Origin of the sequence: Cryomorpha ignava (assembly GCF_010686655.1) — a bacterium.
Classification (GTDB): Bacteria; Bacteroidota; Bacteroidia; order Flavobacteriales_D; family Cryomorphaceae; genus Cryomorpha; species Cryomorpha ignava.
In genome coordinates, this window is sequence record NZ_JAAGVY010000002.1 from 163969 (window position 1) to 190361 (window position 26393).

Sequence of the window (26393 nt, forward strand, 5' to 3'; positions counted from 1 at the left end):
ACTTTTATCTTAATAAAGTTTAAGAATAAACATTCCAATTTGTACCAAGTAGGCGTATTTTAACTATTTTGTTTAAATAAAAATGGGTGTCATTTATTTGAAAACATGTTTTATAAAGTAAAAAATACAAAAATTCGATTAGACCTAGCTTTATTGTTAAGTATTAAAGCGTGTGCAAACACAGTATCAACATTCTGTAATGAATAGTGTAAAGTTGGTGGTGGAGTAATTGAGTCTTCAACAGCCATGACTTCTCTGGCGATTGACATTTCTACCTTTACCGGTTCGGCCAATTGAGCTAACTAGAATGCCTTCAGTATTTATCCAAACCCAACGACAACCCTAAATACAGTGAAAGCGAAAGGCCTCAACGCCATTTCTAATTTTAAAGATCTATTCTGCAAATGGAAAACTAACGAAAGCAATAAGGATCAACAGAAATGAGAAAATTGATGTTTCTTACCTGTCTCCGGTTATCTCCTTTGCTGTAACGCTGATAGATGGAAACCAATATGACCAAAAAGCGTTTTCAATAGTTCGTTAACTGTGTTTAGCCGGGCTTGGTTTTGTGGTGAAACACTAATTGGAGTCTGTCAACTACTCCCTTCCGTACGGACTCTCTCTGGTCGCCGGTAATGAGGTCACCCCGAAAAACGGGGTAAACTTTATTAAGTTCACTAAGATGGCTGGATCAGAATGTTCGATAGCCCATACGGGCCGCCCTCCGGTTGCAAGCGCTGTGCTGAGCGAAGTCGAAGTAGCGCACGCAGTTCTAAATACTTACGACTGAAAGGAGAGCGCATGTTCGGCTGAAAGGAGAGCGTATGTCGCGTAGTTTACCCCGTCTTTTCGGGTCGATTTCAGGATCGAAGTGATTCCGTATGGACAACCGTCGACCTTTTTGGGAGTGCCCCGCTGAAAAAGCCACGCGACGGCGTGGTAGACTAAGATAAACTTCTGTAAGGGTGTAAATAAGGCGTCCCGCCAGGTCGGGATCCGATGTCTTGAGCGGTGGCCATCGCGCGCTGGTTATCGAGCGCAGTCGAGATAAGTCGAAAGGACTGTCATGCTGAAATAGCTTGATCTTCGATTTTCAATACAAGGCTTTAGACCAAGCCAATGGCATGGTGCAACGCAGATCGAAGACCAAGCCACAGGCATGGTAGTGGACTGTATGGACAGAAACTATTCAGTGTGACTTAGGTCATGTAGATTTAGATCCATAACTAAAGTAAGTAAAACTTGAGTAAATGTTATACGGATAAATTTGTTATATTTGAACGTATAAGAAAGCGATATGGATACTAAACTTACATTAAAACTAAACAAGAATATCATCGAGAAAGCAAAGCAATATGCTTCCGACAAAAAAATCAGTTTGTCGCGATTAATTGAGTTTTATCTTCAATCCATAACAGCAGAGTCAGAGTCTGATGATTTTGAAATTTCACCTTATGTTAAAAGTATTTCTTCTGGCAAGAGCATCCCAGCTGACATAGATTATAAGAAAGAATATTCTGAACATTTAATGAAGAAGTATAAATGAAAGCTAAGGTTTTCATAGATACCAATGTCATGTTAGATTTCCTTGGAGAGAGGAAAGGATTTTACCAATCAGCTGCCAAACTGATATCCCTTTCAGATAAGAAGAAGTTGGAAATGTTTGTTTCTCCTATCTCGTTAGCAACTGTAAATTATCTTCTCACAAAATATGAAAGTATAGAAATTGCGATTGAAAAGCTGCGAAAGTTTAAAGTATTATGCAATATTTCGCCAATTGATGAGCTTATTATTGAAAAAGGATTAAATTCAAAATTTAAAGATTTTGAAGATGCGCTACAATATTTTTGCGCAGTTGAATCTGGTTGTGATTTGATTATTACGAGAGATGGAAAAGATTTTAAAGAATCGAAGATTCCTGTAATGACACCTGCAGAATATTTAGCAAGCATAAAATAAGTCATTTTGCATCAAACATACCCCTTAGCCTGCAACTTAAACAAACCAGCGTATTTACCATCAAGCTCCATCAATTCTTCATGGCTTCCAAGCTCCAAAAGCTGGCCATTTTCTAAAAATAGAATTCTATCAGCCATTCGAACCGTACTAAAGCGGTGGGAAATAAGCACTGCGGTTTTTCCTTGCATCAATTCGGCGAAGCGAATAAAGACTTCGTTTTCTGCACGGGCGTCAAGAGCACTCGTAGGTTCATCGAGTATCATGAGCTGTGCATTGCCCATATAGGCGCGGGCAAGCGCAATTTTTTGCCATTCACCACCGCTTAATTCTACACCACCCAAAAACCGCTTTCCAAGCATTTGCTGGTATTTTCCGGGTAGCTTTTCTATTACGGTATCTGCCAGGCTTTTTCCTGCGCTGGTTTCAATATGTTCTTGATTTTCAATTCCTTCAATGTCACCAACAGCTATGTTTTCGCGGGCTTCCAGCTGAAATTTCATGTAGTCCTGAAAGATGATGCTCACATTTTTCCGAAGCTCATCTAGCTTGTAATCACGCAAGTCGTGCCCATCGAGCAGTATACGACCTTCTGTTGGTTCGTATAGTCTGGCAAGTAATTTTACTAGTGTTGTTTTTCCGGCTCCGTTTTCACCAACGAGAGCTAGCTTTTCGCCAACATCTAAATGAAACGACAGATGGCGCAATGACCAGTTTTCACTTCCGCGGTATTGAAATCCAACATTCTCAAATGTAAAACCCCGCTTGATTGGATTGGGAATTGGAAGTCCGCTATCTGCTTGCCTAATATCCGGCTTAATTTCAAAGAAGTCGAACAAATCCTGAAGATAAAGCGCACTTTCGGCTATTTGGCTAAACCGGTTCATAATGCTTTGCAGCATATTGCGCATTTGCAAAAACGATCCTGCCAGAAAGGTGAGTTGTCCTACAGATATTTTACCTTCCACGGTATCCATGGCAATGAAAACGTAAGCACCGTAATAAGCTCCCGTTCCAATAATAGCGAGAAGCGATCCCCAAAAGGCGCGCTTGATTGCTAGCTTTCTGTTGGCTTCATAATATTGATCTGCAAGTCTTTTAAACCGATCGGAAATAAAACCGGCCAGGCCAAAAATCTTGACTTCTTTGGCTGTTTGATCACTGGCACCAATAAAGCGCAGGTAATCGAGCTCGCGCCGCTGCGGTGTCCAGCTTCGCGTAAGGCTGTAGCTGGCTTCACTAAAATGAGTTTCGCCCAGAAAGGATGGGATTATGGCTATGATCAAAATCACTATTAAAATGGGTTTGAACGCAATAATCCCAACAGCGAAAAAGGCAATCGTAATAATGTCTTGAACCTGCGTAAGCACTTGGCTCATAAGCACCGTTCGACTTGTCGTTTGGCGTCGTGCGCGTTCTAACTTGTCGTAAAATTCGCTATCTTCAAATTGGTGCAAATCAAGTGAAGCAGCGTGGTGAATAAGCTTAACCGAAGTTTTATTGCTGAATAAATCGCCAAGCTGACCATCTAATAAGGTAATACCACGATTGATCAAATCGCTGATTATTGCCAAGCCAAATTCCATTGCCAGATAAATCCATATCATGCTGAAATCGTGAGCAGGATTATCTATTTGAAAAATGATTTCATCGATAATCAACTTTCCCACCCAGAGCATTACGACGGGGATTGCTGCTTTGATAATCCGCAGCAGCACATTACCCAAAGTCATTGAGCGACTGGTTTCCCAAATCATTTTAAAAAAGCGCGGAAGGTTTTTGAAGGCTTCTAAGCGTTCTTTGAAACTTAGTTTGGGTTTTGTGTCCGAATCTGGAGAGATTGACCCCGAGGGATTTTTTTGGTCTTTTTTTGGCATTTTCAAGTACGAAGATAAAGAGAAAGGGTCTGATTGACCCTCTCACTTTGCTTACCTGAATATCGATAAAATCTATTCACACGGTATAAATCCAAATTTTCTTCACGATTCGGGATTATCGCACAATAATTTTCTCACTTAGATTGTTAATTCTCACAATATAAAAACCACCGTCCATATCAGATACAGAAATCTCTTCACCGTTGTACAATCCAGACTTTACCACTTTTCCCTGAATATCAATAATTTGAAATTCTTCATTAGTCAGGTCGTAAGCAGATTGAATTCTGAAATTTTTATCTGCCGGGTTTGGATATATCCTGAAATGCGTTTTCTCATATTGAGAAACTGATAAAGGATTGTAATTGAAATAGATATCGAGAAATGCGATGCGTTCCTGAATCCATCCAGTGGTATAATCAAAGCTCGCCTGATCAAATGAATAGTTTGGGAAAACCAGCGCTTCGCGTTCATACACATTATTTGCTATGAGCAGATTGTACGCCTCAGTAAAATCGCCAATGAGACTAGTAATTGTCAACGGCCCGGTACGTAGCGCTGCCCATCTCGCGTTAACATCTGCCGTGTAGTTGTTCACATCATTATCAATCACCCGATTCATAAATCCATTGGTAAGAATATCGTTGGTGATATTTTCCACCGTTCCATTCCATTTTGTACCAAAACTTCCATTGAGTTGGGCTGGAACATAAAAATAGGGGGCAGCACTATCGTATTTTGCTATGTAAATATTCTTGCCGGTATTATCTGCCGTGCGCGTTAAGTTTAGGAAAATGAAGTAGTCAAGATAGTTTTGGTAGTCAAACTTTGTCCAGATATTTTCAAAATCCAGACTATCAGAATTTAAAACAAAATCAGTAAAATCGTAAAGATTCTCCCAATTGATGGTGTCTACAGGATAAATCATGGTGTGCCCGGCCCAGAAGCGCAGGGTGTCATTAAAATCTGGCAGTCCCGTAAATAAAGTTGCTGCCTGGGCTTCTTTCCCTCTGTAGAGTTCGCCTTTTATAGCTTCATCATTTTGGCGAAGGCTGAGAAGTTCTGGTTCTATTTGCTGCGAAAGCAGGTAAATACCAGAATAATGACCACTAACAAAAACTTCCACATATTGCACATCGGTACCTGCCAAGGCATTGGGCTCTTCTTGCAGGTAAGAAGGCTCGTGCATGGCAAGCCATAATTTATGTGCATTGAGCGTTCGGATTCGAAGCGGGTCGTTGTACATGGAATTGAGCACCCAGTCATCGTTGCTTTGCATATCGCCAAATTGGGCATTTGTTGGGATTTGACTTCCCGATTCTGTCCAAAATTCAATGGAATAGCTCTTTTTGGGATTATTTGATAAATACGAGCTTTGAAAGTTAATGCCGATTGGAGCAACCAAAATCTGCTGGTCGTCAGCGTATGAAAATTCAGCTGGAATTTTGTTTCCGCTTGAAATTACACCTCCTTGAATTTTAAGGAGTGGCAGCTGCGTAAAAAAAAGTTGATAGTCATCTGTGTCGTTTGCCACAGTATAAGAATCGATATAATCAAGGCTAGTGGGGACAGCATTAAACTGAAATTCGAAAGTGTTTAGAACTAGGTCAATCCCATCATAATCAGCTAGATTTGAATATTCATCAAGGTTTTGACGTTGAACCACTATTATATGGTCATACGGATCGATTCGAAATCGATGTTCGGGAATATCGATTGTGAGAACTTGAGAAAAAGCTGTGGCTTGGGTAAGCAGAAGCAAGGCAAAGAGGTATAATCTTTTCATAGTCGTTTTTAATTGCACGAAATTTACTTCGAAATTAACTTGGAAACAAAGATTTGTGGCAAAATGTTTAAAATAAATCTCCGATTATTTGATGCTTAAGCCGAGGTAATTGGCGACTAAAGAAAATAATATGTAGATAAATCATTTTCTCCATTGGTGAAGAGATCGATTTCTCCAACCTTAATAAGAAACTTTTTTTTGGGTCTCTCTCCCATTTAGATCTCATCAAAAAGCCTCTCCAATGGTCAAATAATAAGCAGCTTCTCCGTTTCCAATACCCACATCAAACCTTATATTGATCCGATCTTCTTTATTTAGTGCCATGCGGAGACCGGCGCCATAAGTGCCACGCAAATTAGTGAGCTCCATATTCTTATAGCCATCCGCAACAGCGCCCACACCACCAAAAACCACGGCGCCAAGCCGTCCAACAATATCGCGTCTATATTCTGCTTGGAATATTGCGGAATTATTATCGCGGTATCGGCCTTCATAAAATCCACGCATACGCTTATTGCCGCCCAATAAGGCCAGCGAAATAAATGGCGCTTCACCATATATGGCCTCGCTATAAAAATTTAGTCCAAGAAAGTTATTTTCTGAAATGGTGAAAAAACGCCTTACATCAAGTTGGAAATGGGTGTAGTCAAAATCGCTGCCGAGATAGGCACCTAACTCACCGATATGAACCTCGGCATACCAACCCTTGTGAGATTCAAAATAATTGTCGCGCGTGTCATAAGTAAATGCCATCCCAGCTCCGCTGTTAAGTCCGCCATTTGAACCGTTAATATTTTGAGTTTCGAGAGCACCTTCGGGATTTAATTCGGTTATTTTAAAATCATCTGCCGTAAAGCGAACTCCGGCATAAATATTCGGAAAAATTTCGCGCAAAAAAGTAGCCCGCACACGGGGATAGTTTACTCCGTAAAGTTCTTCTAAATCTACAGGGTTTTTGTTTCCAATACCAAAATAGTAATAATTGTAGCGATACCACCCCAGTTCTCCAAAAATCGTGTATTTTTCTTCGCCCCACCACAGCTGGTAAGATGAGTAGGTTAGGATTTGATCGTTAAGTGTATAGGCACCTCCCAGCTGAATTTGAGAAGGGCGTGAATTGTCTGACTCGCTTTTAAAGCGCCAGGACAAAAAGGCTGCTCCCCCAAATGCCCAGCGTGTTTCGGGTGTGTAGTATATGAGTGGCAAAGGAAAGAAGGTTGTTCTTTTTTTAAGGGAATCTGGTTTTTCTTGCGCTTTTGCCGAAAGGCAAACCAAGAGCACGGCCATAAGAAAAAACCAAAACTTTTTCACGTTGCTAATTAACGATTTGTAGTGCTTTTTGGTTCTTGAAAATGAAATAAACATCAATTTTTTCCCGAAAGGGCATAATAACTGCTCTAGTTTCGGCAGAAACCTTAAATTTCGCAAATGGGATTATTAATAACGTTTTTCTTACTTTCTATTGTGTTTTCATTTCTCTGCTCAATTTGGGAGGCAGTTTTATTGAGCATTACACCTTCTTTTATAAAGAGTAAACAGCAAGACAATCCTGGGTTGGGTGATTTGCTAGCAAAGCTAAAAAACGACATTGATACACCGCTTTCGGCTGTATTAACGCTTAACACCATTGCTCATACTGTAGGCGCGATAGGGGTGGGGGCGCAAGCCGCAGCGATTTTCGGAACTAAATCTGCCAGTATTTTCGGGTTTGAATTTGGTTATGAATCTATTATTGCCGCGGCCATGACTCTGGCTATCTTGCTGCTTTCTGAAATTATTCCCAAGACTTTAGGTGCCAATAACTGGAAGGAACTTGCAAACTTCACTGCAAGGTCGCTTGTGGTACTCACATTTGTGCTAAAACCTTTTGTATGGATTGCCAAACTGATCACAAAGTCGCTGAATAGAGGAGATAAGAAGAGTGTTTTTAGCCGACGCGATTTTGCGGCAATGACCGATGTAGTAGGTGAAAGTGGCCAAATAGGTCAAGCAGATCACACTTTGATAAAAAATGTGCTTGGCTTTGATGAGCTTACAGCTAAAGATGTAATGACACCACGTATCGTTATGGTGATGGCCAATGAAAATCAATCGATTTCGGAGTATTTTGAGCAAAAAAAGTTTTTACAATTTTCGAGAATACCCGTTTATAGCGGCTCCAAGGATACGGTAACCGGAACAATTCTTAAAGATGATTTGCTGCTGGCTGTAATAGAAGGTAAAGGTGATGAATCGCTAAAATCTATAAAGCGGGAAATAACCATAGTACCCGAAAATTTTTCACTACGGAAAGTTTTTGAAGAAATGAACGAACGCCGGGTTCACATAGCAGTCGCGGTTGACGATTATGGAGGTTTGAGTGGTTTGATTTCTATGGAAGACGTGTTTGAGACGCTATTTGGAAGAGAAATAATGGATGAGACAGATTCCATTGGCGACTTGCAAGCGTACGCGCGTAAAAAATGGGAGGAGCGCGCGAAGAACTTGGGGTTAATTGAATAAGAAATGCTACTTCATCTCTGCTTTGGGATGCTTAATAAGATATAGATATATGTTGAGCAGTTTCTCGGGGCTTACGCCGCAATAGTAAAGCGAGAAAACGATAAAATTGGCCCAATTTACCCTCAAGTATGAGTTTTGTTCATATTTTCGGGTAGAAACCTGCACATCATCTTGGATGAGGGTAAACTCTGACAGTTTTTTGCCTCTTCTGATAATATCGTAATCTTCCATCACAACGTGCGATTCGTCATAGCCGCCGAGCTTGTCAAACAACGATTTCTGAATAAAAAGGGATTGATCGCCGCCGCGAAACATCATAATGGGAAAGCGTGTACAATACGAATTGAATTTTAGCATTCCCTTATTCTTATCAAATTTAAACCTGAAACAGCCAAACCGCGCGCCGTTTTTAACAGCGGTTACAATTTGTTCGGCAAAATCGGTGGGAGGCAAAGTATCGGCATGCACGAAATACAGGATATCGGCTTTAGCAATATCCGCGCCTATATTAAGCTGAGCCGGGCGAGACGGCTTTTTTAAATTGACAACTTTTGCTCCGGCATGTTGCGCGTTAGCAATAGTATTATCTGTACTTCCTCCATCTGCGATAATGATTTCAATAGGTGCGGAGCAAGATTCCAGTCGTTCAATCAATTGTATAATATGGCCTTCCTCATTAAGAGTGGGAATAATTATAGATATTGCGGGAACATTTGAGCTTTTGATAGCTTGTATAATTGATTAAAAACTACTCTTCAAAATGGAGCGTATATCCATTACGAAATCAAATTAAAACTAGATTTATGAAAAACATACTAATAGCCTTATTGTTCACATTTGCAGCAGTAAGCTGCTCACAGGCTAGCCAAACAGGTGACACAAATAACGCAAAAGCATCTGTGAAATCAGAAAAAATGATGGACTCAAATTCTCAAACCGCTTTATCAAACCCGGTAGATCACAGTGCATGGGATGCTTTACTAAAAAAACATGTAAATGATAAAGGGCTGGTAAATTATAAGGCTATGATGAAGGATAGTGTGGCCTTGAACAAGTATTTGGATATGTTGAGTGTAAACGTGCCCGATGAAGATGTGTGGACAGACGCGGGGCAACTGGCCTACTGGATAAACGCTTATAATGCCTTTACGGTAAAATTAATTTTGAATAACTACCCCGTAAAATCTATTAAAGATATTGCCGGCGGCATTCCGTTTGTAAATACGCCTTGGGATGTGAAGTTCATTAAAATAGGAGATGAAACCTACGATTTGAATAATATTGAGCACGGAATAATCAGGAAGCAATTTGATGAAGAGCGAATTCACTTTGCAGTAGTTTGTGCCGCTATGTCTTGTCCGCGTTTGCGAAACGAAGCGTACACTGCAGAAAAGCTTAATGCACAACTTGACGATCAAGCCAGAACATTTTTTAACGACGAGAGCCAGAACAAAATTTCGAAAGATCAAGCCAGTATATCGCCTATTTTAAAATGGTACGGTGGCGATTTTAAAGATAAGGCTCCCAGCTTGCGCGAATATGTAAATCAGTACAGCAAAGTGCAGATAAACCAAGGTGTTGATGTTGGCTTTACAGACTACGATTGGGCACTTAACGAACAGAAATAATTCCAGATGCAATTCCGGAAAAGGAATAAATAAAAGGTCCGAAGAATGAATTTTCTTCGGACTTTATTTTATCTGTTGATTATTAATAGCTTAAAACTGGTGTTGGCCTTATATTATTTTTTTGAGCCTGCACAGTTTGCGGTGCTACTTTTTGGGTAGAGATTGCTTTATCAATAATGGGCTTCCATTTGTCTACAAGCTGCAATTCGCCTACCAATTGAAAAGTTTAACTTCTGCCGCCAGAATAAAACACAGGGCAACCGCTATGGGACTTCGAAACCGAACAAAAATATCTTTCATGACAATTGCGGGTTTAGCGTTTCAGCTGGCGAAACATTCAAGACTTTCTGCGACGGCGGTATGGAAATAAAATAAGCAATAACAATTGATGTGGCGATTGCTGAAAACAAAAATGCAGCAGTGGAGCCGTATTGAAACCAAATAAACCCGGTAAGGCTGCTGGCTACCATGGCACTGATGCTTTGCAAGGCCGTGTAAGTACCTACTGCCGTGGCTGTTTCGTTGCTTTTGCAAATGTTGGTAATCCATGCTTTTGAAATACCTTCCGTGGCAGCACCGTATATTCCGTAAAGGACAAATAGGACGATATAAACCACGAAATGATCATTTAGCGCAAAGCCGAAATAGACGATCGCAAAAAGGCAAAGTCCGAATACAAATGTGTTTTTCAGTCCCATCCTGTCGGCCAAAATGCCCAGCGGATACGCGCATAACGCATAAATGAAATTGTAAAAGATATAGATGCCAATTACGGCGGTATCGGTCATTCCCGATTGCTTTAATTGCAATAACAGAAACACGTCAGAGCTGTTTACCAATGCAAAAGCAAGCAATCCCACAAGCAGTTTTCGGTAATGGCTGTCGCTTGTTTTCCAATAATTGAGAAACGAGAAAAAGCCCTTTTTGTCAACCTGTTTCGGTGGGGTGTTTTTATCTTTTTTTAGTAAGAAAGTTGCACCGACGGCAATCATGCCAGGCAAGAAGGCGATGATAAACAGGTGGAAGTAATCATTTGGAAAATAGTAGAGATAGACCAATGCCAATGCAGGGCCAAACACCGCACCGAGCGTATCCATTGAGCGGTGAAAACCAAAAATACGCGCTTTGTTTGCGGGCGTGGCTTCCGCCGAAAGGATGGCATCGCGGGCTCCTGTAAGTATTCCTTTTCCAAGGCGGTCTATGGTACGCGAAAAGAAAATCCAAACAGGAAAAACGAATAATGCCAGCATGGGTTTTGAGATGGCGCTTAGTGCGTAGCCCATTTGCACAAAAGGGGTGCGCTTTCCCGAAATGTCCGACCGTTGTCCGAAGTACCCCTTGCTTAAGCCGGCCGTGGCTTCTGCAAATCCTTCCAAAATTCCAATCAGAAAGATTGAAAACCCGATTTGCTTTAGGTATAAGGGCATGATGGGGTACAGCATTTCGCTGGCCATATCGGTAAAAAGGCTTACCAAAGATAATATCCAAACAGCGCGGCTTATCTGTTTCATGCTTGTGTCAATTTTCCATTTCGTTTGTTATGCCACACGAGCTATATCGGTCAGTCCAAATTGGCTGGTGTTTAGTATTCTAGCCCGTTCGTCAAATTGGGGCGACAATATTTCTACCAAACTGTCGGTTTCCAATCCTTTTTTGATGTCAATTCGAACTGCGGTAAATTGGGAGAGAGAATTTCGGCGAAATTTAAACGCCTACTATCTCTGTATTATGGTAACTGGTAAGACTTTATGGGAACAGTTTTATTATCGATCAGTTGCTAAATAATTGGTGCTTTTTTGAACAATCTTTACAGAAATATACCACAAGAGCATAATAAAAAAGGCAACAATCCAGAACTGATTGTTTTCTAAAATAGGGAGATCGTTTACCAAATTTCCAATAATCTCAAAAATCAAAATCACCATAAATAAATAGAGCAAGCCTGACTTTTCTTGTCTTATAATTTTTTTCCAGCTAAAGGTATTTTGGGGCTTTACCCACAATTTAAAAGTTGGAACAAATACAGGCGTATGTGCAGCATATTCTAAGTAAGAGTCCTTGTATTTAGAAATTAGATATGATTCTTCTGCGTACATAATACGCTCGTAATAAAGCCAGTAAAAGAAAACGAAAGCAATAATAAACCAAAAATTTTCTGTGAAACAGGCAATACCCAACCACATAAAGAAGTTGCCGACATAGAGTGGATGCCTGCATAAAGCATACAAGCCTGTAGTATTTATAGAGTCGGCTATTTGTCCATCGGTGGTATTTCTGCCCGAAGTATTGTCGCCGGAATATCCTACAGCTACAGAACGAATTATAAGACCAAATAAGCCAATAGCCAAAAACAGGAATGCTGAATATGAATGCATTGACGCACTTGGTTCTGTGTTCTGAATTTTGCCAAAAATGAATACTGCGAGACCAACGAGAATAATAATTACCGGAAGATAGCTTCTGTGTTTAAATAAAAAATTTCCTTGGTCTCTAAATTCATCTTGTAATGCCATATTGTATAGATTTTATTTATTCTGGATTGTTAGTCCATTTTATCCTGTAGCCCAGATTCCATTCTACAAAATCGGAGATGTGAAATGAATAGCCACGTAAGGTAATACCTTCATAAAAGGCATCGCTTGCGTGGTATTCCAATTCTATTTTTTTGGCAAATATACATTTCTGTTTGAATTGTAAGGTAAAAGCGATTTCCAACTAATTGAAATGGAGCTATAGTGCTAATTTGGATTTTGATCCCAAATATACCAGGTACTAGTTCAAGGTCATCCTTTCCTGCGGCCACTAAGGCATCGAGTGTAACTTCGTGATTTTTAGATTGATTAAAAATAACACTCTACTCTACAACAATCTTTTGAGTCAAATTGCCAACTTTAAAAATATAAAAACCGGCTCTAATGCTTGAGATATCGATAGTGTTCTTGCTAATATTTCCGGTTTGAACAGTCTGTCCCTGAAGGTTGTAAATTGAATATTGCTTGTTTTTGTAGAATAGGTTATGTGTCACATAAATTAAATTAGTTGCAGGCACAGGGTAAACGAAATTTTGCCTTTCTGAAATCTCATCAATAGAGACAGTATACCCAAAATAAATATCCAGAAAGGCTATACGCTCTTCTGTCCAGTTTGCTATATAGTCAAAACTTTCCTGATCGTAAGGATAGTTTGGAAATACCAATGCCTCTCTCGCATAGATATTATTTGCCTTGAGCAGCTCATACGCTTCACTAAACCTGCCAATTAAGCTATCGGGATGCAAGACTCCCTCACGAAGCTCAAAATATCGAGTGCTCACCTCTGCTGCGTAATTACTTACATCGCTTTCTATAACCCGGCTCATGAACCCATTCTCTAAAATTGAGTCAGTAGCAGTGAGATAAGTTCCATTCCATTTTGTACCAAAACAACCATCAAGATCCCACGGCAAGTAAAAGTATGGGCTTTCGCTGTTTAGTCTGGCGGTATAAATGTTTTTGCCGTAATTATCTGTGGCACGGAGAACATTTAAGAAAATGAAATAATCTAGATAATTATCATAATTAAACTTGATCCAAACATCTTCAAATTCTGAATCAGATGAATTTATAACAAAATCTGTAAAGTCGTACAGATTTTGCCAGTTCGTGGTATCCTGGGCTTTGGGATATTCATATTCATATCCTTCCCAATTGCGGCTCTGGTTATCAAAATCAGGTAGATCCCAGAAGTTATTCGCATCGCCGTGGTAAACTCCTTTGTAAATTTCCCCTTTAATCTCACCATCAAAATGTTCGACTTTTAAAAGCTTTCTATCAATCTGCTCAGACAGCATATAAATTCCATTGTATCGCCCATTTAGAAATAGCTCAACGTATTGTACATTTGCGCCTGATTTGGCATTTGGTTTTTCTTGCAAATAATGGGGTTGATGAATATCGAGCCACAACTGATGTGCATTTTTTGACCGAATGCGAAGAGGCTCGTTGTACATGGCGTCTAGTATCCAGTCGTCGTCATTTCTCATATTTCCGAACTGAACGTCTATACTTATTTCCGTCTCGGCATCTTCCCAAAACTCAATGTCATATGTTTTTTTAGGATAGCTTTGAGAAATTCCGCCTCTACGCTCAATTCCAATGGTGGCAATCAAAATCTGATCTGCATCAGCGTAATAGAACTCGGCAGGGACTTTTGGTTCGTCGGGAATATTGCCAGGGCTTTGAATTTTAATAAGGGGCAACGTCGTAAAAAAGAGGTTGTAATTTACACTACCATTATTCACAATGTACCATCCGGTAAATTCTAGACTTTCCGGAATTTCCACAAAGGTGAACTCGAAATTTAATAAAGTGAGCTCTAATTCGTCAAAACCTGATAGATCGCTGTACTCGTCAAGGTTTTGTCTTTGAATAACAATGATTTTATTATAGGGATCAATTCGAAATCGATGTTCGGGGACATCTATGTTGAGCGATTGAGAAAATCCCGCTGTGGCTAATAGAATAAAGGTAATGAGTAGAGCAATTATTTTCATCGGTTGTTAATTGACTGGCAAAGGATTAAAAGTACAATTTTAAATCTAAATACCCTCTTTTTTTCTCAGTACATATTTGGGTTGAGATGTAATGTGTTAGACCTGGATGGTTAAAATTCGGAATTTATTTTTTTCGAAAAACCATAAAGTCAACCGAAAATTTACCTGCCCCTTTTACCAGTATTACCAAATAAATCATAAGGTAAAGAAAAGCTTTTTCCTGGATGGCGATAGGATCAGTGCGGTGTACAATAAATGCGGCTGAAATCATCGTAATAAGCAAAGGTACAGTGGCTAGTCTGGTTTTTAGGCCTATACCTACAAGAGTGGCACAAATAACTTCTGCAAAAACGGCCAGTACCAGTGAGATCGTCATCCCCATACCAAAAGGGTCTGCAAATTTAATCTCTCCACCATTAATAAGCTTCATTGCTTTTGGCCACCCATGGGTTAGCATCAAACCAGCAGATCCCAAACGGATGATTAATAAAATAAAATTTGAGACGGTTTCTCTGGTTTTTGAAGATGCAGACATAAGTGTGATTTACGTCAGCAAAAATAGAATAACTAAGGAATTAAAAATGTCAATTATTGAATTAAAAATCACGTCCTAATCCTGGTTGTGCTCTACCCAAATAAGTCTTGAAGTTTTGTATCCAAGTTTTTTGGCTTTCGATAAAAAATTGTCTTTAACCTTTCCGGGAATGTCGGTTTTGCGAGAGAGAATCCACAAATAATCCAAATTATCTCCAGCTACGAGCATATGATTGTAATCTTCGTCTACTTCAATTACGTTATAACCGGCATAGAAGGGTCCGAAGAATGATACTTTAAGTGCTCCCCGGTTTTCATCATCTTTAAATTTAGCCTTTCCGTCGGCCTCTTTCCAGTTAAACTCAAATTCGTTGTACCCGCGGTTCACCACCTCAATTTTCCCGTTACTTTTTTTGGAATAAGTAGCGGTAACATTGGTAAGATTTTTTTCAAAGGGATGATCTAAGCGTGCAATTTCATACCATTTTCCCAAGAATTTCTCTTTGTCAAATGGTTTTATTACAGCCAGTTTCTTGGGTAAGGCATTTCCCGATTTAAATAGTAAATATCCGCCGACGGCTAGAAGTGCCGAGCCGATTAAATTTCTTGTGGTTTCGCGTTCCATGGTATAACTGTATTCTTTAAAATGTATAACAAGATAGCGCTACAATAGTTTTGATCTATGCAAATATCAGATAATCAATCAAGTACACTTATTCTTACTTTCTTTTTTTTGAGCCTGCTATTATTGAGTGTCGTCACCATATCTTCGGCTTTTTGATGAGGTACAGCCACGTATGCGCAATCTTGCTTAAGCTCTATTTCGCCCAGCTCGCCTTTTTCCAGTTTTCCTTCTTTAAAAAACAATCCGGCGATATCGCCTTTAGAAATTTTGTCTTTTCTGCCGCCGGTTATAAAAAGTGTTTCCCATAAAGTATCGGCTGGCGCTTCCGCGAATGGGATCTCAAAAGTTTCAGCATTTGCAATAAACTCGGGAAGCGATCTCTTCTCAGATTTTAAAATATAGGCAGTTCCTTCGCTATGCATTCGTGCCGTGCGTCCATTTCGGTGGGTAAATTCGTCTGCCTTTGGCGGCAATTCAAAATGAATTATAAAATCAAGTTCAGGCACGTCTATTCCGCGCGCTGCGAGGTCTGTCGCCAAAAGCAATCTATGCGTGCCATTCCGAAATTTGATTAAAGCGTGCTCTCTTTCTTTTTGCTCCAGACTTCCGTGAAAAGTGGCGTGGCGTATTTCGGCTTCGGCCAGAAAATCGCTTACTTCCTGAATGGAATCTTTAAAATTGCAAAAGATGATTCCATTTCCTGTTCCCAGATATTTCAAGAGGTTCACAAGGCCCTCAAGTTTATCGTCGCCCGGTGATTCAATAACTCTAAGCGTCAGTTTGCTTTCTGCTTCTTCCGGAAAGTGCAGATATTGCGGAGTAGTTATTTCCAGAAAATCAGGAATAGCTGTTTTTTCAGTCGCGGAAGTCAGAATTTTCTTTTTGAGGTTTGGCAGCGCGGCCATTATTTCGCGGAGCTCTTTTTCAAATCCCACTTCCAGCGATTTGTCAAACTCATCTAGAATCAGGATTTCAATACTTGCGGCATCTATAGCATCTCTGCGCAAATGGTCGGCGAGCCTTCCCGGGGTGGCAATGAGAATAGCGGGCGGGTGGCTCAGCTCAATTTTATCTTTGGCCCCTGATCTTCCGCCATATACAGCATTGGCTTTAAAGCCCGTTCCCATATCGCGCACTACCTGCTCAATTTGAAGCGCCAGTTCGCGCGAAGGAACGATAATAACGACCTGAACCTTATCCAGATCCGGATTTAGCATTTCTAAAACCGGCAGCAGAAAAGCCACAGTCTTGCCCGTTCCTGTAGGAGAAATAATCACTGTATCTTTAGAATCGGCAATTACGGCTTGCGCAGCGTGCTGCATTTCATTTAGCGCGCTGATTCCCAATTTTTCAAGAATCTCCTGCTGGTTTTTGATGTTTGACATAGTGCAAAAGTAGGATAAAGAATAGAATGGCTTCTGTTTACTTTGCCTGTGTTTCGGACAATTTTAGCGAAAGGATTCTTCTTTTATAAGATTACCCTTCTACTAGAAGATTACCCATCTACTAGAAGATTACCCATCTACGTCGCAAATTTTGTACTTTAACCGCAAAGTGCGCGAAGGTTCTACGCAAAGCACTTAAAGAGAACATATCTTTTTTTAGAATGAAGCATCTTTCCTGTCATGAATCCACTTAAATAGAGCAAATTACCCAATCAACCAATCTTTCACTAAAACGCGCTACATTATTTCAATTAACATTACCTTTGTAACTCATTATTAACGCTTTTAAGACCAATCTTTTCCCCATTTTATGTCATACGGAATTAAGGAAGACTACAAACGCTGGTATTCGCCAACTCTGGGAAAAGAAATGGAAATGTTTGTTTACGGACATTTTGGAACCCCAGTAGTTGTTTTTCCAACTACAATGGGCAGGTTTTTTGAGCCACGCGATTTTAAATTAATAGATTCAGCTGCGCATGCCATCAACAATGGAAAAGCCAAGGTTTTTTGCGTTGACAGTATAGACAAACACAGCTGGTACAACAAAAGCGTGCACCCTGCCATACGGGTTAAAAACCATATCCTTTACGATAAATTTATTGAAGAAGAAGTGGTAGACGCCCTTCGTCACGACTATGGAATACAAAAAGTAGCCCTGGCCGGGGCGAGTTTTGGCGCTTACCACGCCGCAAATTTTGCTTTTAAACATCCCGAAAAGGTGAGCCATCTTTTCTGTATGAGCGGCTCGTATGATATTCGTACTTTCCTAAATGGGTATTACGACAGCAATGTATATTTCAACAATCCTGTAGATTACCTGCCCGGAAGTGAAAACCCCGAATTGAGAAATATGAAAATTATTCTCGGTTATGGTGAGTGGGATATCTGTAAAGATGCTACCTTGCAGCTTTCGGCCATATTAAACCAAAAAGGAATAGACCACTGGCTGGACGAGCGCAAATGGGCCAAGCACGATTGGCCGCTATGGCGCATGATGTTTCCACATTATTTATCAACTTTGTAACTAATTAATTACCACAATAAACCATTTAAAATGAAGAAAATAGGAATTCTCTTCGGACAGGAAAACACCTTCCCCCAAGCTTTTATAGAACGTATTAATGAGAAAAAGATCAATGGAATTATGGCTGAAGCCGTATCTATTGAAAAAGTTGCTCAAGGCGAACCTACCGATTATGCAGTAATTGTAGATCGTATTTCGCAAGACGTTCCTTTTTACAGAGCGTATCTTAAAAATGCAGCTATTGGCGGTGCAGCCGTAATCAACAATCCATTTTGGTGGAGTGCTGACGAAAAGTTTTTTAACAACGCTCTTGCTATGCACGTGGGTGTAGCTGTACCAAAAACGGTTATTTTGCCATCGCATGGTCGTCCTGCCGATACCACTGAAAACTCATTTCGCAATCTTAAATTTCCAATGGATTGGAAAGGGATTTTTGAGTACATCGGATTTCCCGCTTACATGAAACCCCACGCCGGTGGTGGCTGGAAAAGTGTGTATCAGGTAAAAGATGCGCAAGACTTGTTTAATAAGCATTCAGAAACCGATCAGTTGGTAATGATGCTTCAGGAAGAAATAGATTTTAAAGAATATTTCAGATGCTATTGCCTTGGTGGGAATGATGTGCACATTATGCAATACGAGCCGCGCAATCCGCATCACTTACGCTATGTAAAAGACGGACCACCGATGCAGAAAGCCCTTTTAGACAAGGTGCGTCAGGGTGTTATAAAATTAAATAAAGCGCTTGGTTATGATTTTAATACCGTTGAATTTGCAGTGCGCGATGGCATTCCATACGCGATTGATTTCTGCAATCCGGCGCCCGATGCTGATGTGAATTCTGTAGGTGAGGAAAATTTTGAATGGATCGTTGAGCATTCAGCAAATATGGCCATTGAAAGAGCGAAAGCTCAAAAACCGGGTCAGATGAATCTTACTTGGGGTTCGTTTATAAAAAATCAAGTTTCTGCACCGGCAAAAGGTGGCGCTTCCGCGAAAAAGAACGCAAAGTCTACTGCTAAAAAATCAGCTCCGAAAGCTGCCGCAAAACCTGCCGCTAAAAAGGAATCTGCTCCGAAAGCTGGCCCTAAAGCAGCCGCAAAACCTGCTGTTAAAAAGGAGTCTGCCCCAAAGTCAACATCCGCGGAAGCGAAACCCAAAACAGCCAAGCCGGCACCCTCTAAGCCAGGGCCAAAGCCAAAAGGCGTACCCGTAAAACGAAAGATGACCGCAAAAGCTACCGAAGCTCCTAAACGCATGGTAGATAAAGAGATGGGCACGGAAAAGCCAACGAGGGCTGAAGCAATTAAAAAAGCAACTGCCAAAAAACCTGCTACTGCTAAAAAGACTGCAGCTAAAAAAGTAGGTGGAAAAACCGGCGGTGCTAAGAAGACCACAGCTAAGAAACCGGCATCGAAAGAAGCTAAGAATAAGACAGATAAGAAATAAGGCGAAAGCCGATCTTGAATTCTGATGGAATTTACACTGGGAATAGAAGAGGAGTATCAGGTAATAAATCCTGAAACCCGCGAATTGATATCGCACGATCAACAATTGGTGAGTCGCGGAGAGGCGCTTTTGCCCGATAGAGTTAAGGCAGAGCTGCACGAATCTCAGGTAGAAGTTGATACTTCAATTTGTCGCGATATCAGCGAAGCTGAAGACCAGATTAAAATGCTGCGCCGTACCGTGTGCGGAATGGCAGATGAGCTTGGCTTTGCGATAGGTGCTGCCGGAACGCATCCTTTTTCTACCTGGCATACACAGCGCATTACTGCCAATCCGCGGTACGACGAGATTATTACCGAGCTGCAAGATGCCGCAAGGAGCAACCTTATTTTTGGAATGCATGTGCATGTAGGAATTCCCGACAGGCACGTGGCGCTTCAAATGGCCAATGCCATGCGGTATTTTCTGCCTCATTTATATGCTTTGTCGTCAAACTCACCGTTTTGGGAAGGCCGAAATACAGGTTTTAGATCTTTCAGGTCGCGCGTTTTTGACAAGTTTCCGCGCACCGGAATTCCAGATCATTTTGAAACGCTGGCCGAATACGATGGCTATGTAGATTTATTGGTGAAAACCAAGTGTATAGACAGTGCCAAGAAAATATGGTGGGATATTCGCGTGCACCCCATATACCCTACAGTAGAAGTGCGGGTGTGTGATGTAATGCTACGTGCAGATGAAACCATAGCCATTGCTGCTTTGGTGCAGGCATTGGTGGCCAAGCTGCATAAATTGCGCGAGGCAAATCTTAGCTTTAACTCATACCGCCGTATGCTGATTAATGAAAATAAATGGCGCGCCGGTAGATATGGAATTCACGGAAAATTAATAGATTTCGGAAAGGAAACCGAGGTGCCGTGTAAGGATTTGATAATGGAAATGCTTGATTTTGTAGATGATGTGTCCGTGTCGCTTAATTCGCGAAAGCATTTAAGCTACATAGAGCAAATGATTAAAACCGGCACTGGGGCTGATAGGCAGCTAAATGTGTATGAAGAAACGGGAGATTTACTGAAAGTGGTAGATTTTGTAATTGAAGAAACGAAATACGGAATATGATGAAAAGACGGTTGGCGTTGCTCAATTTGTACGATGGATTGCCAAACCAGGGAATGCGTGCTATTCGCGAAATTCTCGATGAGTTTAACAACGAAATAGAATATACAGAATTTGACGTACGCGGAAAACACGAAATTCCGGGTACTGATTTCGATATTTATCTCTCTTCCGGTGGTCCGGGAAATCCGAACGAGGGTGATGGAATCTGGGATAAAAACTGGAATAATCTCATCGACTCGCTTTGGAGTCACAATAGAGCTGCCATTTATCCGCAAGATAAAAAGTACGTTTTCTTTATTTGTCATTCCTTTCAAATGGCTTGTGCCCACTTTGAGCTAGGCGAAATAACGCGCCGGGTAGTTACTTCATTTGGAATATACCCATGTCACAAAACGGCTGCCGGCCGCAAGGACAGCTTGCTTGCAGAATTAAATGATCCGTATTATGTGGTTGATAGTCGCGACTGGCAGTTAATTCAGCCAAAGATGAAAGTGTTTAAAGATCACGGTGCTACGATTCTTTCAATTGAAAAAATACGCACTCATTTGGAGTACGAAAGGGCTATAATGGCTGTTCGCTTTAGCAACGAAATGGTTGGCACACAGTATCATCCAGAGGCCGATCCGGACGGTATGCTTCTCCATTTTTCGAAAGATGAGAATAAAGAAGTTATTTTGAAGAATTACAGTTTGCGAAAATATACCGCCATGATGAAGAGCCTTGAGCAACCCGAGCGAATAGAGCGTACGAGGGCATCTATCATTCCATCATTTTTAAAAGATTCGATTAAAAAATTGAACACCAAGGAAAAAGTACAGTTTTAAGATGATAAAAGAGATTAGAAAGGCCTATAATGATGGCTTTACTCCAGAGAAGTATGCCGATATGAAAGCGTATATCGACAGGGTGTGGAATCATAAAACCAATTTTAGAATTGCCGAAACGCCAATTTTTATTCCGGACAGCTTAAAGCAGCAATTGCTCGAGGCCTGCACCGAAATCAATAAAGTAATTACGCAGACAGATTTTAAGGAACTTACAAAAGATGCCATTAAACACCCGTCTTTACAGGTGCCCAATGAAGACTATCACACCCGTTTTCTTCAAATGGATTTTGGAATTTGCAAAGATGCCAATGGCGAACTTATACCACAGCTCATTGAGGTACAGGGATTTCCGTCACTATACTTTTTTCAGGATTTGCTTTACAATGCGTACTCTAAGTTTTTTGATATTCCCAAGGGCTTAACAGTTCATTTTGATGGGCTCGATTCAAAAGCGTACATCAATCTGCTTCACGAAATCATTGTTGGTGATTTTGATCCGAAAAATGTTGTTTTGCTTGAAATTGAACCCGAAAAACAAGTTACCTCTATAGATTTTTACGGAGCACAACATCATTTAGGTATCAAAGTGCTTTGTATTAGCAATATGAAAAAGCGGGGTAAGAACCTCTTTTATCTTGATGATGCAGGCAAGGAAGTGCCGATAAAGCGAATTTATAATCGGGTAATTTTTGATGAGCTAAATGCCCGCGACGATTTAAAAAGGGAGTTTTATTTTAAAGATGAGGTAGATGTGGAATGGGTAGGGCATCCCAACTGGTTTTTTCGGATAAGCAAATACACAATGCCCCTTTTTAAGAACAAATATGTGCCCGAATGTTTTTATCTCAATGCCCTTAAAGCCTATCCCGACGATCTTGAAAACTATGTACTCAAGCCGTTGTATTCATTTGCCGGCAGCGGCGTGAAACTGAATGTGACCAAAGCCGATCTGGATGCAATAACTGATAAAGAGAATTTTATTCTTCAGAAGAAAGTGACTTATGCACCTGTAATAGATACACCTACCGGGCCGGCTAAATGCGAAATCAGAATGCTAATGCTTTGGGAATCTGAAAAAGCTGAAGTGCGGATTGTGAATAATTTAGTGCGTATCAGCAAAGGTGAGATGGTTGGTGTGAGGTACAATAAAGATAAGGATTGGGTAGGGGGTAGTGTTGCTTTTTTTAGTAGGTAGATTACTTTTGAGAAGGCTTTGATAGAACATTGAAATTTGACCTTGGTAAATGCTCTTTAATCAAAAGCTTGCCGCGCTTTTAGATTTACATCAATTCTTCGTTCCATCTCTGTAGTATTCTCTTTAGAAATTGTATGTGAAATTGTATGTGCAAATTTAGCTTTTAAGATTTTATCGCTTTAAAAATTTGATAATCAAATACCTCTCGCGCCCCGACCCTTCCGTACGGACTCATAAAATCGAAAGGGAGTCCCCCCACGACTTATTCAAAATTTCATGTCTCATCCTTTATCAAATTAGAGTTTGAAAGTGGTGCCGATGCATTGTCGCTGACTGAATAATGTAGAATAATGGCTTCAAGTGAAATGAGCGAGTTTTGAGCATCCCAAAATCTGGCTAATTCCAATTTGCTTTGTATTTCATTTGTACGTAATTTTGTACATATAAATTCAAACCTATGATTACAACTACAATTTCAGATTTCAGAAAGGACATTAAAAAGTATTTAAAGAGAGTAACAGAGAACTTTGAAACGTTAATCATTAACCGCGGAAAAGATTCTGGTGTGGTGGTAATATCTCTCGACGAATATAATTCGTTAATGACTACTCAACATGAGCTCTCATCCGAAAAAAACAAAGCAAGACTTGATTCCGCAATAGCGAAATTCAAAAAGGGTGATTCATTTAGTAAGGACTTAATAGACTAATGAAATACAGTTTCGTTGATGAATCATGGGAAGATTATTTGTATTGGCAAAAAGTCGATAAGAAAGTGGTCAAGCGAATAAATGCTTTGATCAAGGACATTTCAAGACAACCATACGAAGGTATTGGAAAACCCGAACCTCTAAAGCACAACTATCGGGGTTATTGGTCGAGAAGGATCGATGAGGAACATAGGTTAATTTATCAGGTAAACGAAGATGAAATTCACATTATAAAATGCAGATTTCATTATGACTAAATGACAAAGAGTAGGAAGGTGAAGAGCAGGTAATTGTCATGCGGGATTATCGAGGGAAGGAAGTTCCTACAGGAACGGCGATTAGTATTCTTAAAAAAGCTGGATTAAAATGATAACCTATAAACTGATAATAGAAAAGAACAAAGACGGATTTTGGGGGCGAATCGATAAGCTCGACTCTGTGTTTTCTCAAGGAGAATCTGTTAAGATTTGAAAGTCAATATAAAGGAGGCGATTGATCTGTACTACGAAACCACAAACAAAAAAACGCCAAATTATGATTTTGAACTTGTTATAGATATTCAAGAATTTTTTAAAGCTAAAAGCTACATTAATGTCTCAACTCTTGCAGAGCGAATAGGTATGAATGCCAGTTTGCTTAGACAGTATTTAAAAGGGTTAAAATTTCCAAGCATGGCTCAAGTCGGTCGAATAGAAAGCACTATTAGACAAATTGGTGATGAATTAAGTAGAACAGAACTTCAAGCAAGTTAGAATAGCTGATTTAAAAACGAAAAACAGCGATGAGTACATTCGGAATTAAAAAGTCAAATAGTTCCCAAAAATAGAACTCTATTCCCTATCTTTGCGTAGTGAGAGTACTATCGAAGAAAACTTTAAGAGAATTCTGGCTAAAACATGAAGACTGTGAAAATCAGTTATTGGGTTGGTATAAGGAAGTCAAATTATCAAAATACCAATCTTCGGAAGAATTCTTAGCGGCATTTCCCAATGGAAGGGCAATAGGTAGGAGTCGATATATTTTCAACATCAAAGGGAACAAATATCGCTTGGTGGTTAAAGCAAATTTTGATTTAAAAACGATTTGGATAAGATTCATCAGAACTCATAGTGAATATGACGCTATAAATGCATTAGAAATATGAACTGGACAATAATTTCAACTGAAGAAGAATACGAAGCGGCTTTAGAAAGATTAGAGATAATATTCGATTCTAAACCTGTGGATTCAACATTTAAAGAAGCAGAGCTACTTACAATGCTGATAGAGAACTATGAATTAGAAACAGAGCTTGCATTTCCAGACCCAGATCCTATTGAAGTGATTAAATTTAAAATGGAGCAAAATAACATGATAAGTAAAGATTTTGCGAAAATAGTTGGTGGTAAAAGCAAAGCTTCAGAAATTCTGAATAAGAAAAGGAGATTGACACTCAAAATGATTAGGCAAATCAATAAACTATTAGGAATCCCAGCCGTAGTGCTAATCGGCGAATACGAATTGGTAAAATGAAATACAGAATGTTGTATAAGCCATAATGCAGACTGAACGGTTGCCATAAGCCTATACTCGCCGCCATCAGCCAGAATCACTACAGCAATAAATGAAATGACCCCCAACAAAGAAAAAGGTAAATTAAGCAAAGATCAAATTGATCAATGTATATCCATTTTAGAAGCATTAAATAACGACACTGATCAAATATTTGATATTCCGATAGAGCAAAGAATTGAACTTCTTACTCAAGCCGGACGACTTTCACGTCCGCAAAAAGATGAATTAAAGAAACGGATAAAAGGTGCCAGAAAGAAAGCTAAACGACAATCTGCTCAAGACGATAAACATTCCCGCAATAAAACCGGAATACGACGTGCCAGAGAAGCGGCTGTATTTATTGCACCAAAAATGCTCACGCTTGATGGTGCGCGAGAAAGGCCTGTTGTAAAATCTGTATCTCCTCGCGAATGTTATGTGTGTAAGGAGATGTTTACAACCTTGCATCACTTTTATGACACCATGTGTTCATCTTGTGCCGACTTTAACTATGCCAAGCGTTTTCAAACAGCCGATCTTACCGGACAGGTTGCTCTGGTTACCGGCTCTCGCCTTAAAATAGGCTATCACATTACCCTGATGCTATTGCGCGCCGGAGCTACTGTAATTGCAACAACCAGATTTCCGGTGGATTCTGCCTTGCGTTATGCCAAAGAACCTGATTTTGAAACATGGGGGCATCGTCTTAAAATTCATGGGTTGGATTTAAGGCATATTCCCAGCGTAGAGATATTTTGCAATTTCATAGAGCAGCAATACGATAGATTGGATGTGCTGATCAATAATGCAGCACAGACGGTTAGGCGTCCTGCCGGTTTCTATCAGCACCTATTGGCAAATGAGGAGCGCGCCTTTTCTGAATTGCCTCCCATGGTAAGAACTGTTTTATCAGATCATGAAGCGTGTCTGCAAGAAATCGAAGCCATCAGCGCACTGGTAGTAGATCAGAACAAGAACTTGCCGGTTAGCTGGCATGGAAAGCAAGTGGGTATTGGTTTAACTGCTTCCGCAAAATTATCTCAAATAGCTTATACCATTGATCAATCGCTGACAACAGAAGAAGTTTTTCCAACTGGTAAAATGGATGCCGACTTGCAACAAGTTGATTTGCGGAAGACGAATAGCTGGCGATTAAAATTAGGAGAGATTCATACCAATGAAATGCTGGAAGTGCAGCTCGTTAATTCGGTGGCTCCATTTGTGCTGTGCAATCGCCTGGTAAACGTGATGAAAAAGGAAAACACAGGAATGAAGCACATCATCAATGTTTCTGCCATGGAAGGCAAATTTCATAAATACCACAAAGAATCGCGCCATCCGCATACCAATATGGCCAAGGCTGCACTAAACATGATGACGCTTACATCTGCTGCAGATTTTGCCAAATATGGAATTTATACCAATGCAGTAGATACAGGATGGGTAACCGATGAAGATCCGATTGAGCTGGCAAAAAGCAAAGAAGAAATTCATGATTTCCAACCGCCTTTAGATATTGTTGACGGCGCCGCCAGAGTGCTGGATCCGCTTTTTGATGGCATTAATTCCGGAAAACATTGGTGTGGGAAATTTTTGAAGGATTATAAGGTTACTGGGTGGTGATGGGTTCGAGATGAAAGATTACCGGCT

27 protein-coding genes are annotated in these 26393 nt (G+C 40.2%); 15 read left to right on the top strand and 12 right to left on the bottom strand.

All coding sequences use genetic code 11. The annotated features are described in order from the left end of the window. Positions 1-1297 precede the first annotated feature (1297 nt). Positions 1298-1546, top strand: coding sequence for a DUF6364 family protein (locus tag G3O08_RS01990; protein ID WP_163282990.1), 249 nt, complete (start codon positions 1298-1300; stop codon positions 1544-1546). Continuing rightward, entirely contained in the window at positions 1543-1959 is a 417-nt protein-coding gene (locus G3O08_RS01995) for a type II toxin-antitoxin system VapC family toxin (protein WP_163282991.1), read from the top strand. Before G3O08_RS01990 ends, G3O08_RS01995 begins: the two co-directional genes overlap by 4 nt. An 11-nt stretch (positions 1960-1970) precedes the next feature. On the opposite strand, the gene G3O08_RS02000 is transcribed toward G3O08_RS01995, so the two are convergent. From G3O08_RS02000 to G3O08_RS02010, 3 genes are all read right to left on the bottom strand, one after another. Beyond that, entirely contained in the window at positions 1971-3833 is a 1863-nt protein-coding gene (locus G3O08_RS02000; protein ID WP_163282992.1) for an ABC transporter ATP-binding protein, read from the bottom strand. 115 nt (positions 3834-3948) lie between these two features. Then, a complete protein-coding gene (locus G3O08_RS02005) occupies positions 3949-5619 on the bottom strand; it encodes a CotH kinase family protein (RefSeq protein WP_163282993.1) in 1671 nt (556 codons plus the stop codon). 225 nt (positions 5620-5844) lie between these two features. Beyond that, positions 5845-6930: a BamA/TamA family outer membrane protein gene (locus tag G3O08_RS02010; protein WP_163282994.1), complete on the bottom strand. Its 1086-nt coding sequence runs from the start codon at positions 6928-6930 to the stop codon at positions 5845-5847. Between the two features lie 117 nt (positions 6931-7047). Between G3O08_RS02010 and G3O08_RS02015 the strand changes: the two genes are divergently transcribed. Further along, the gene (locus G3O08_RS02015) at positions 7048-8121 is read left to right on the top strand and encodes a CNNM domain-containing protein (RefSeq protein ID WP_163282995.1); all 1074 of its coding nucleotides are present in this window, start codon (positions 7048-7050) and stop codon (positions 8119-8121) included. A gap of 6 nt (positions 8122-8127) precedes the next feature. On the opposite strand, the gene G3O08_RS02020 is transcribed toward G3O08_RS02015, so the two are convergent. Then, on the bottom strand, positions 8128-8859 hold the full coding sequence (locus G3O08_RS02020) for a TIGR04283 family arsenosugar biosynthesis glycosyltransferase (protein WP_317164010.1): 732 nt from the start codon (positions 8857-8859) through the stop codon (positions 8128-8130). 65 nt (positions 8860-8924) lie between these two features. On the opposite strand from G3O08_RS02020, the gene G3O08_RS02025 reads away from it, so the two are divergent. Beyond that, entirely contained in the window at positions 8925-9749 is an 825-nt protein-coding gene (locus G3O08_RS02025) for a DUF547 domain-containing protein (protein ID WP_239540837.1), read from the top strand. A 296-nt stretch (positions 9750-10045) separates the two neighbouring features. Here the strand turns inward: G3O08_RS02025 and G3O08_RS02030 are convergent, their stop codons facing one another. The 7 genes from G3O08_RS02030 to G3O08_RS02055 all read right to left on the bottom strand — a co-directional run bounded on the left by G3O08_RS02030 (position 10046) and on the right by G3O08_RS02055 (position 16824). Continuing rightward, the gene (locus G3O08_RS02030) at positions 10046-11260 is read right to left on the bottom strand and encodes an MFS transporter (RefSeq protein ID WP_163282996.1); all 1215 of its coding nucleotides are present in this window, start codon (positions 11258-11260) and stop codon (positions 10046-10048) included. A gap of 252 nt (positions 11261-11512) precedes the next feature. Continuing rightward, positions 11513-12262 carry a methyltransferase family protein gene (locus G3O08_RS02035; protein ID WP_163282997.1) on the bottom strand — a complete coding sequence of 250 codons (750 nt, stop codon included), beginning with the start codon at positions 12260-12262 and terminating at the stop codon, positions 11513-11515. Positions 12263-12278: 16 nt separating this feature from the next. Then, a complete protein-coding gene (locus G3O08_RS21400; RefSeq protein ID WP_262888924.1) occupies positions 12279-12404 on the bottom strand; it encodes a hypothetical protein in 126 nt (41 codons plus the stop codon). A gap of 199 nt (positions 12405-12603) precedes the next feature. Next, positions 12604-14280, bottom strand: coding sequence for a CotH kinase family protein (locus G3O08_RS02040; RefSeq protein WP_163282998.1), 1677 nt, complete (start codon positions 14278-14280; stop codon positions 12604-12606). A gap of 124 nt (positions 14281-14404) precedes the next feature. After that, positions 14405-14815 carry a DoxX family protein gene (locus G3O08_RS02045; protein WP_163282999.1) on the bottom strand — a complete coding sequence of 137 codons (411 nt, stop codon included), beginning with the start codon at positions 14813-14815 and terminating at the stop codon, positions 14405-14407. A gap of 75 nt (positions 14816-14890) precedes the next feature. After that, positions 14891-15439, bottom strand: a complete 549-nt coding sequence (locus tag G3O08_RS02050) for a lipocalin family protein (RefSeq protein ID WP_163283000.1) — start codon at positions 15437-15439, stop codon at positions 14891-14893. Between the two features lie 74 nt (positions 15440-15513). Then, positions 15514-16824, bottom strand: coding sequence for a DEAD/DEAH box helicase (locus tag G3O08_RS02055; RefSeq protein WP_163283001.1), 1311 nt, complete (start codon positions 16822-16824; stop codon positions 15514-15516). Positions 16825-17194: 370 nt separating this feature from the next. On the opposite strand from G3O08_RS02055, the gene G3O08_RS02060 reads away from it, so the two are divergent. Genes G3O08_RS02060 through G3O08_RS02080 form a run of 5 tightly spaced genes read left to right on the top strand, consistent with a single transcriptional unit; the run spans position 17195 to position 22501 of the window. Continuing rightward, entirely contained in the window at positions 17195-17911 is a 717-nt protein-coding gene (locus tag G3O08_RS02060; RefSeq protein ID WP_204336746.1) for an esterase family protein, read from the top strand. Positions 17912-17941: 30 nt separating this feature from the next. Next, positions 17942-19360: a hypothetical protein gene (locus G3O08_RS02065; protein WP_317164003.1), complete on the top strand. Its 1419-nt coding sequence runs from the start codon at positions 17942-17944 to the stop codon at positions 19358-19360. A gap of 24 nt (positions 19361-19384) precedes the next feature. After that, entirely contained in the window at positions 19385-20479 is a 1095-nt protein-coding gene (locus tag G3O08_RS02070; protein WP_317164004.1) for a carboxylate-amine ligase, read from the top strand. After that, positions 20476-21303 (top strand): type 1 glutamine amidotransferase family protein, encoded by an 828-nt coding sequence (locus tag G3O08_RS02075; RefSeq protein WP_163283002.1) that lies wholly within the window; start codon positions 20476-20478, stop codon positions 21301-21303. Before G3O08_RS02070 ends, G3O08_RS02075 begins: the two co-directional genes overlap by 4 nt. Position 21304: 1 nt before the next feature. After that, positions 21305-22501 carry a hypothetical protein gene (locus tag G3O08_RS02080; RefSeq protein ID WP_163283003.1) on the top strand — a complete coding sequence of 399 codons (1197 nt, stop codon included), beginning with the start codon at positions 21305-21307 and terminating at the stop codon, positions 22499-22501. 274 nt (positions 22502-22775) lie between these two features. On the opposite strand, the gene G3O08_RS21405 is transcribed toward G3O08_RS02080, so the two are convergent. Beyond that, positions 22776-22907 carry a hypothetical protein gene (locus G3O08_RS21405; protein WP_262888925.1) on the bottom strand — a complete coding sequence of 44 codons (132 nt, stop codon included), beginning with the start codon at positions 22905-22907 and terminating at the stop codon, positions 22776-22778. A gap of 51 nt (positions 22908-22958) precedes the next feature. Here G3O08_RS21405 and G3O08_RS02085 point away from each other — a divergent pair, with 51 nt between their 5' ends. The 6 genes from G3O08_RS02085 to G3O08_RS02110 all read left to right on the top strand — a co-directional run bounded on the left by G3O08_RS02085 (position 22959) and on the right by G3O08_RS02110 (position 26366). Then, positions 22959-23210 (top strand): type II toxin-antitoxin system Phd/YefM family antitoxin, encoded by a 252-nt coding sequence (locus tag G3O08_RS02085; protein ID WP_163283004.1) that lies wholly within the window; start codon positions 22959-22961, stop codon positions 23208-23210. After that, complete coding sequence (locus G3O08_RS02090; RefSeq protein ID WP_163283005.1) at positions 23210-23467, top strand: Txe/YoeB family addiction module toxin; 258 nt, start codon at positions 23210-23212, stop codon at positions 23465-23467. The genes G3O08_RS02085 and G3O08_RS02090 overlap by 1 nt, the downstream gene beginning before the upstream one ends. Positions 23468-23677: 210 nt before the next feature. Continuing rightward, on the top strand, positions 23678-23962 hold the full coding sequence (locus tag G3O08_RS02095; RefSeq protein ID WP_163283006.1) for a hypothetical protein: 285 nt from the start codon (positions 23678-23680) through the stop codon (positions 23960-23962). A gap of 98 nt (positions 23963-24060) precedes the next feature. After that, on the top strand, positions 24061-24354 hold the full coding sequence (locus G3O08_RS02100) for a type II toxin-antitoxin system HigB family toxin (protein WP_163283007.1): 294 nt from the start codon (positions 24061-24063) through the stop codon (positions 24352-24354). Then, positions 24351-24722 carry a helix-turn-helix domain-containing protein gene (locus G3O08_RS02105; protein WP_163283008.1) on the top strand — a complete coding sequence of 124 codons (372 nt, stop codon included), beginning with the start codon at positions 24351-24353 and terminating at the stop codon, positions 24720-24722. Before G3O08_RS02100 ends, G3O08_RS02105 begins: the two co-directional genes overlap by 4 nt. Positions 24723-24818: 96 nt before the next feature. Continuing rightward, entirely contained in the window at positions 24819-26366 is a 1548-nt protein-coding gene (locus G3O08_RS02110) for an SDR family NAD(P)-dependent oxidoreductase (protein ID WP_163283009.1), read from the top strand. Positions 26367-26393: the final 27 nt, after the last annotated feature.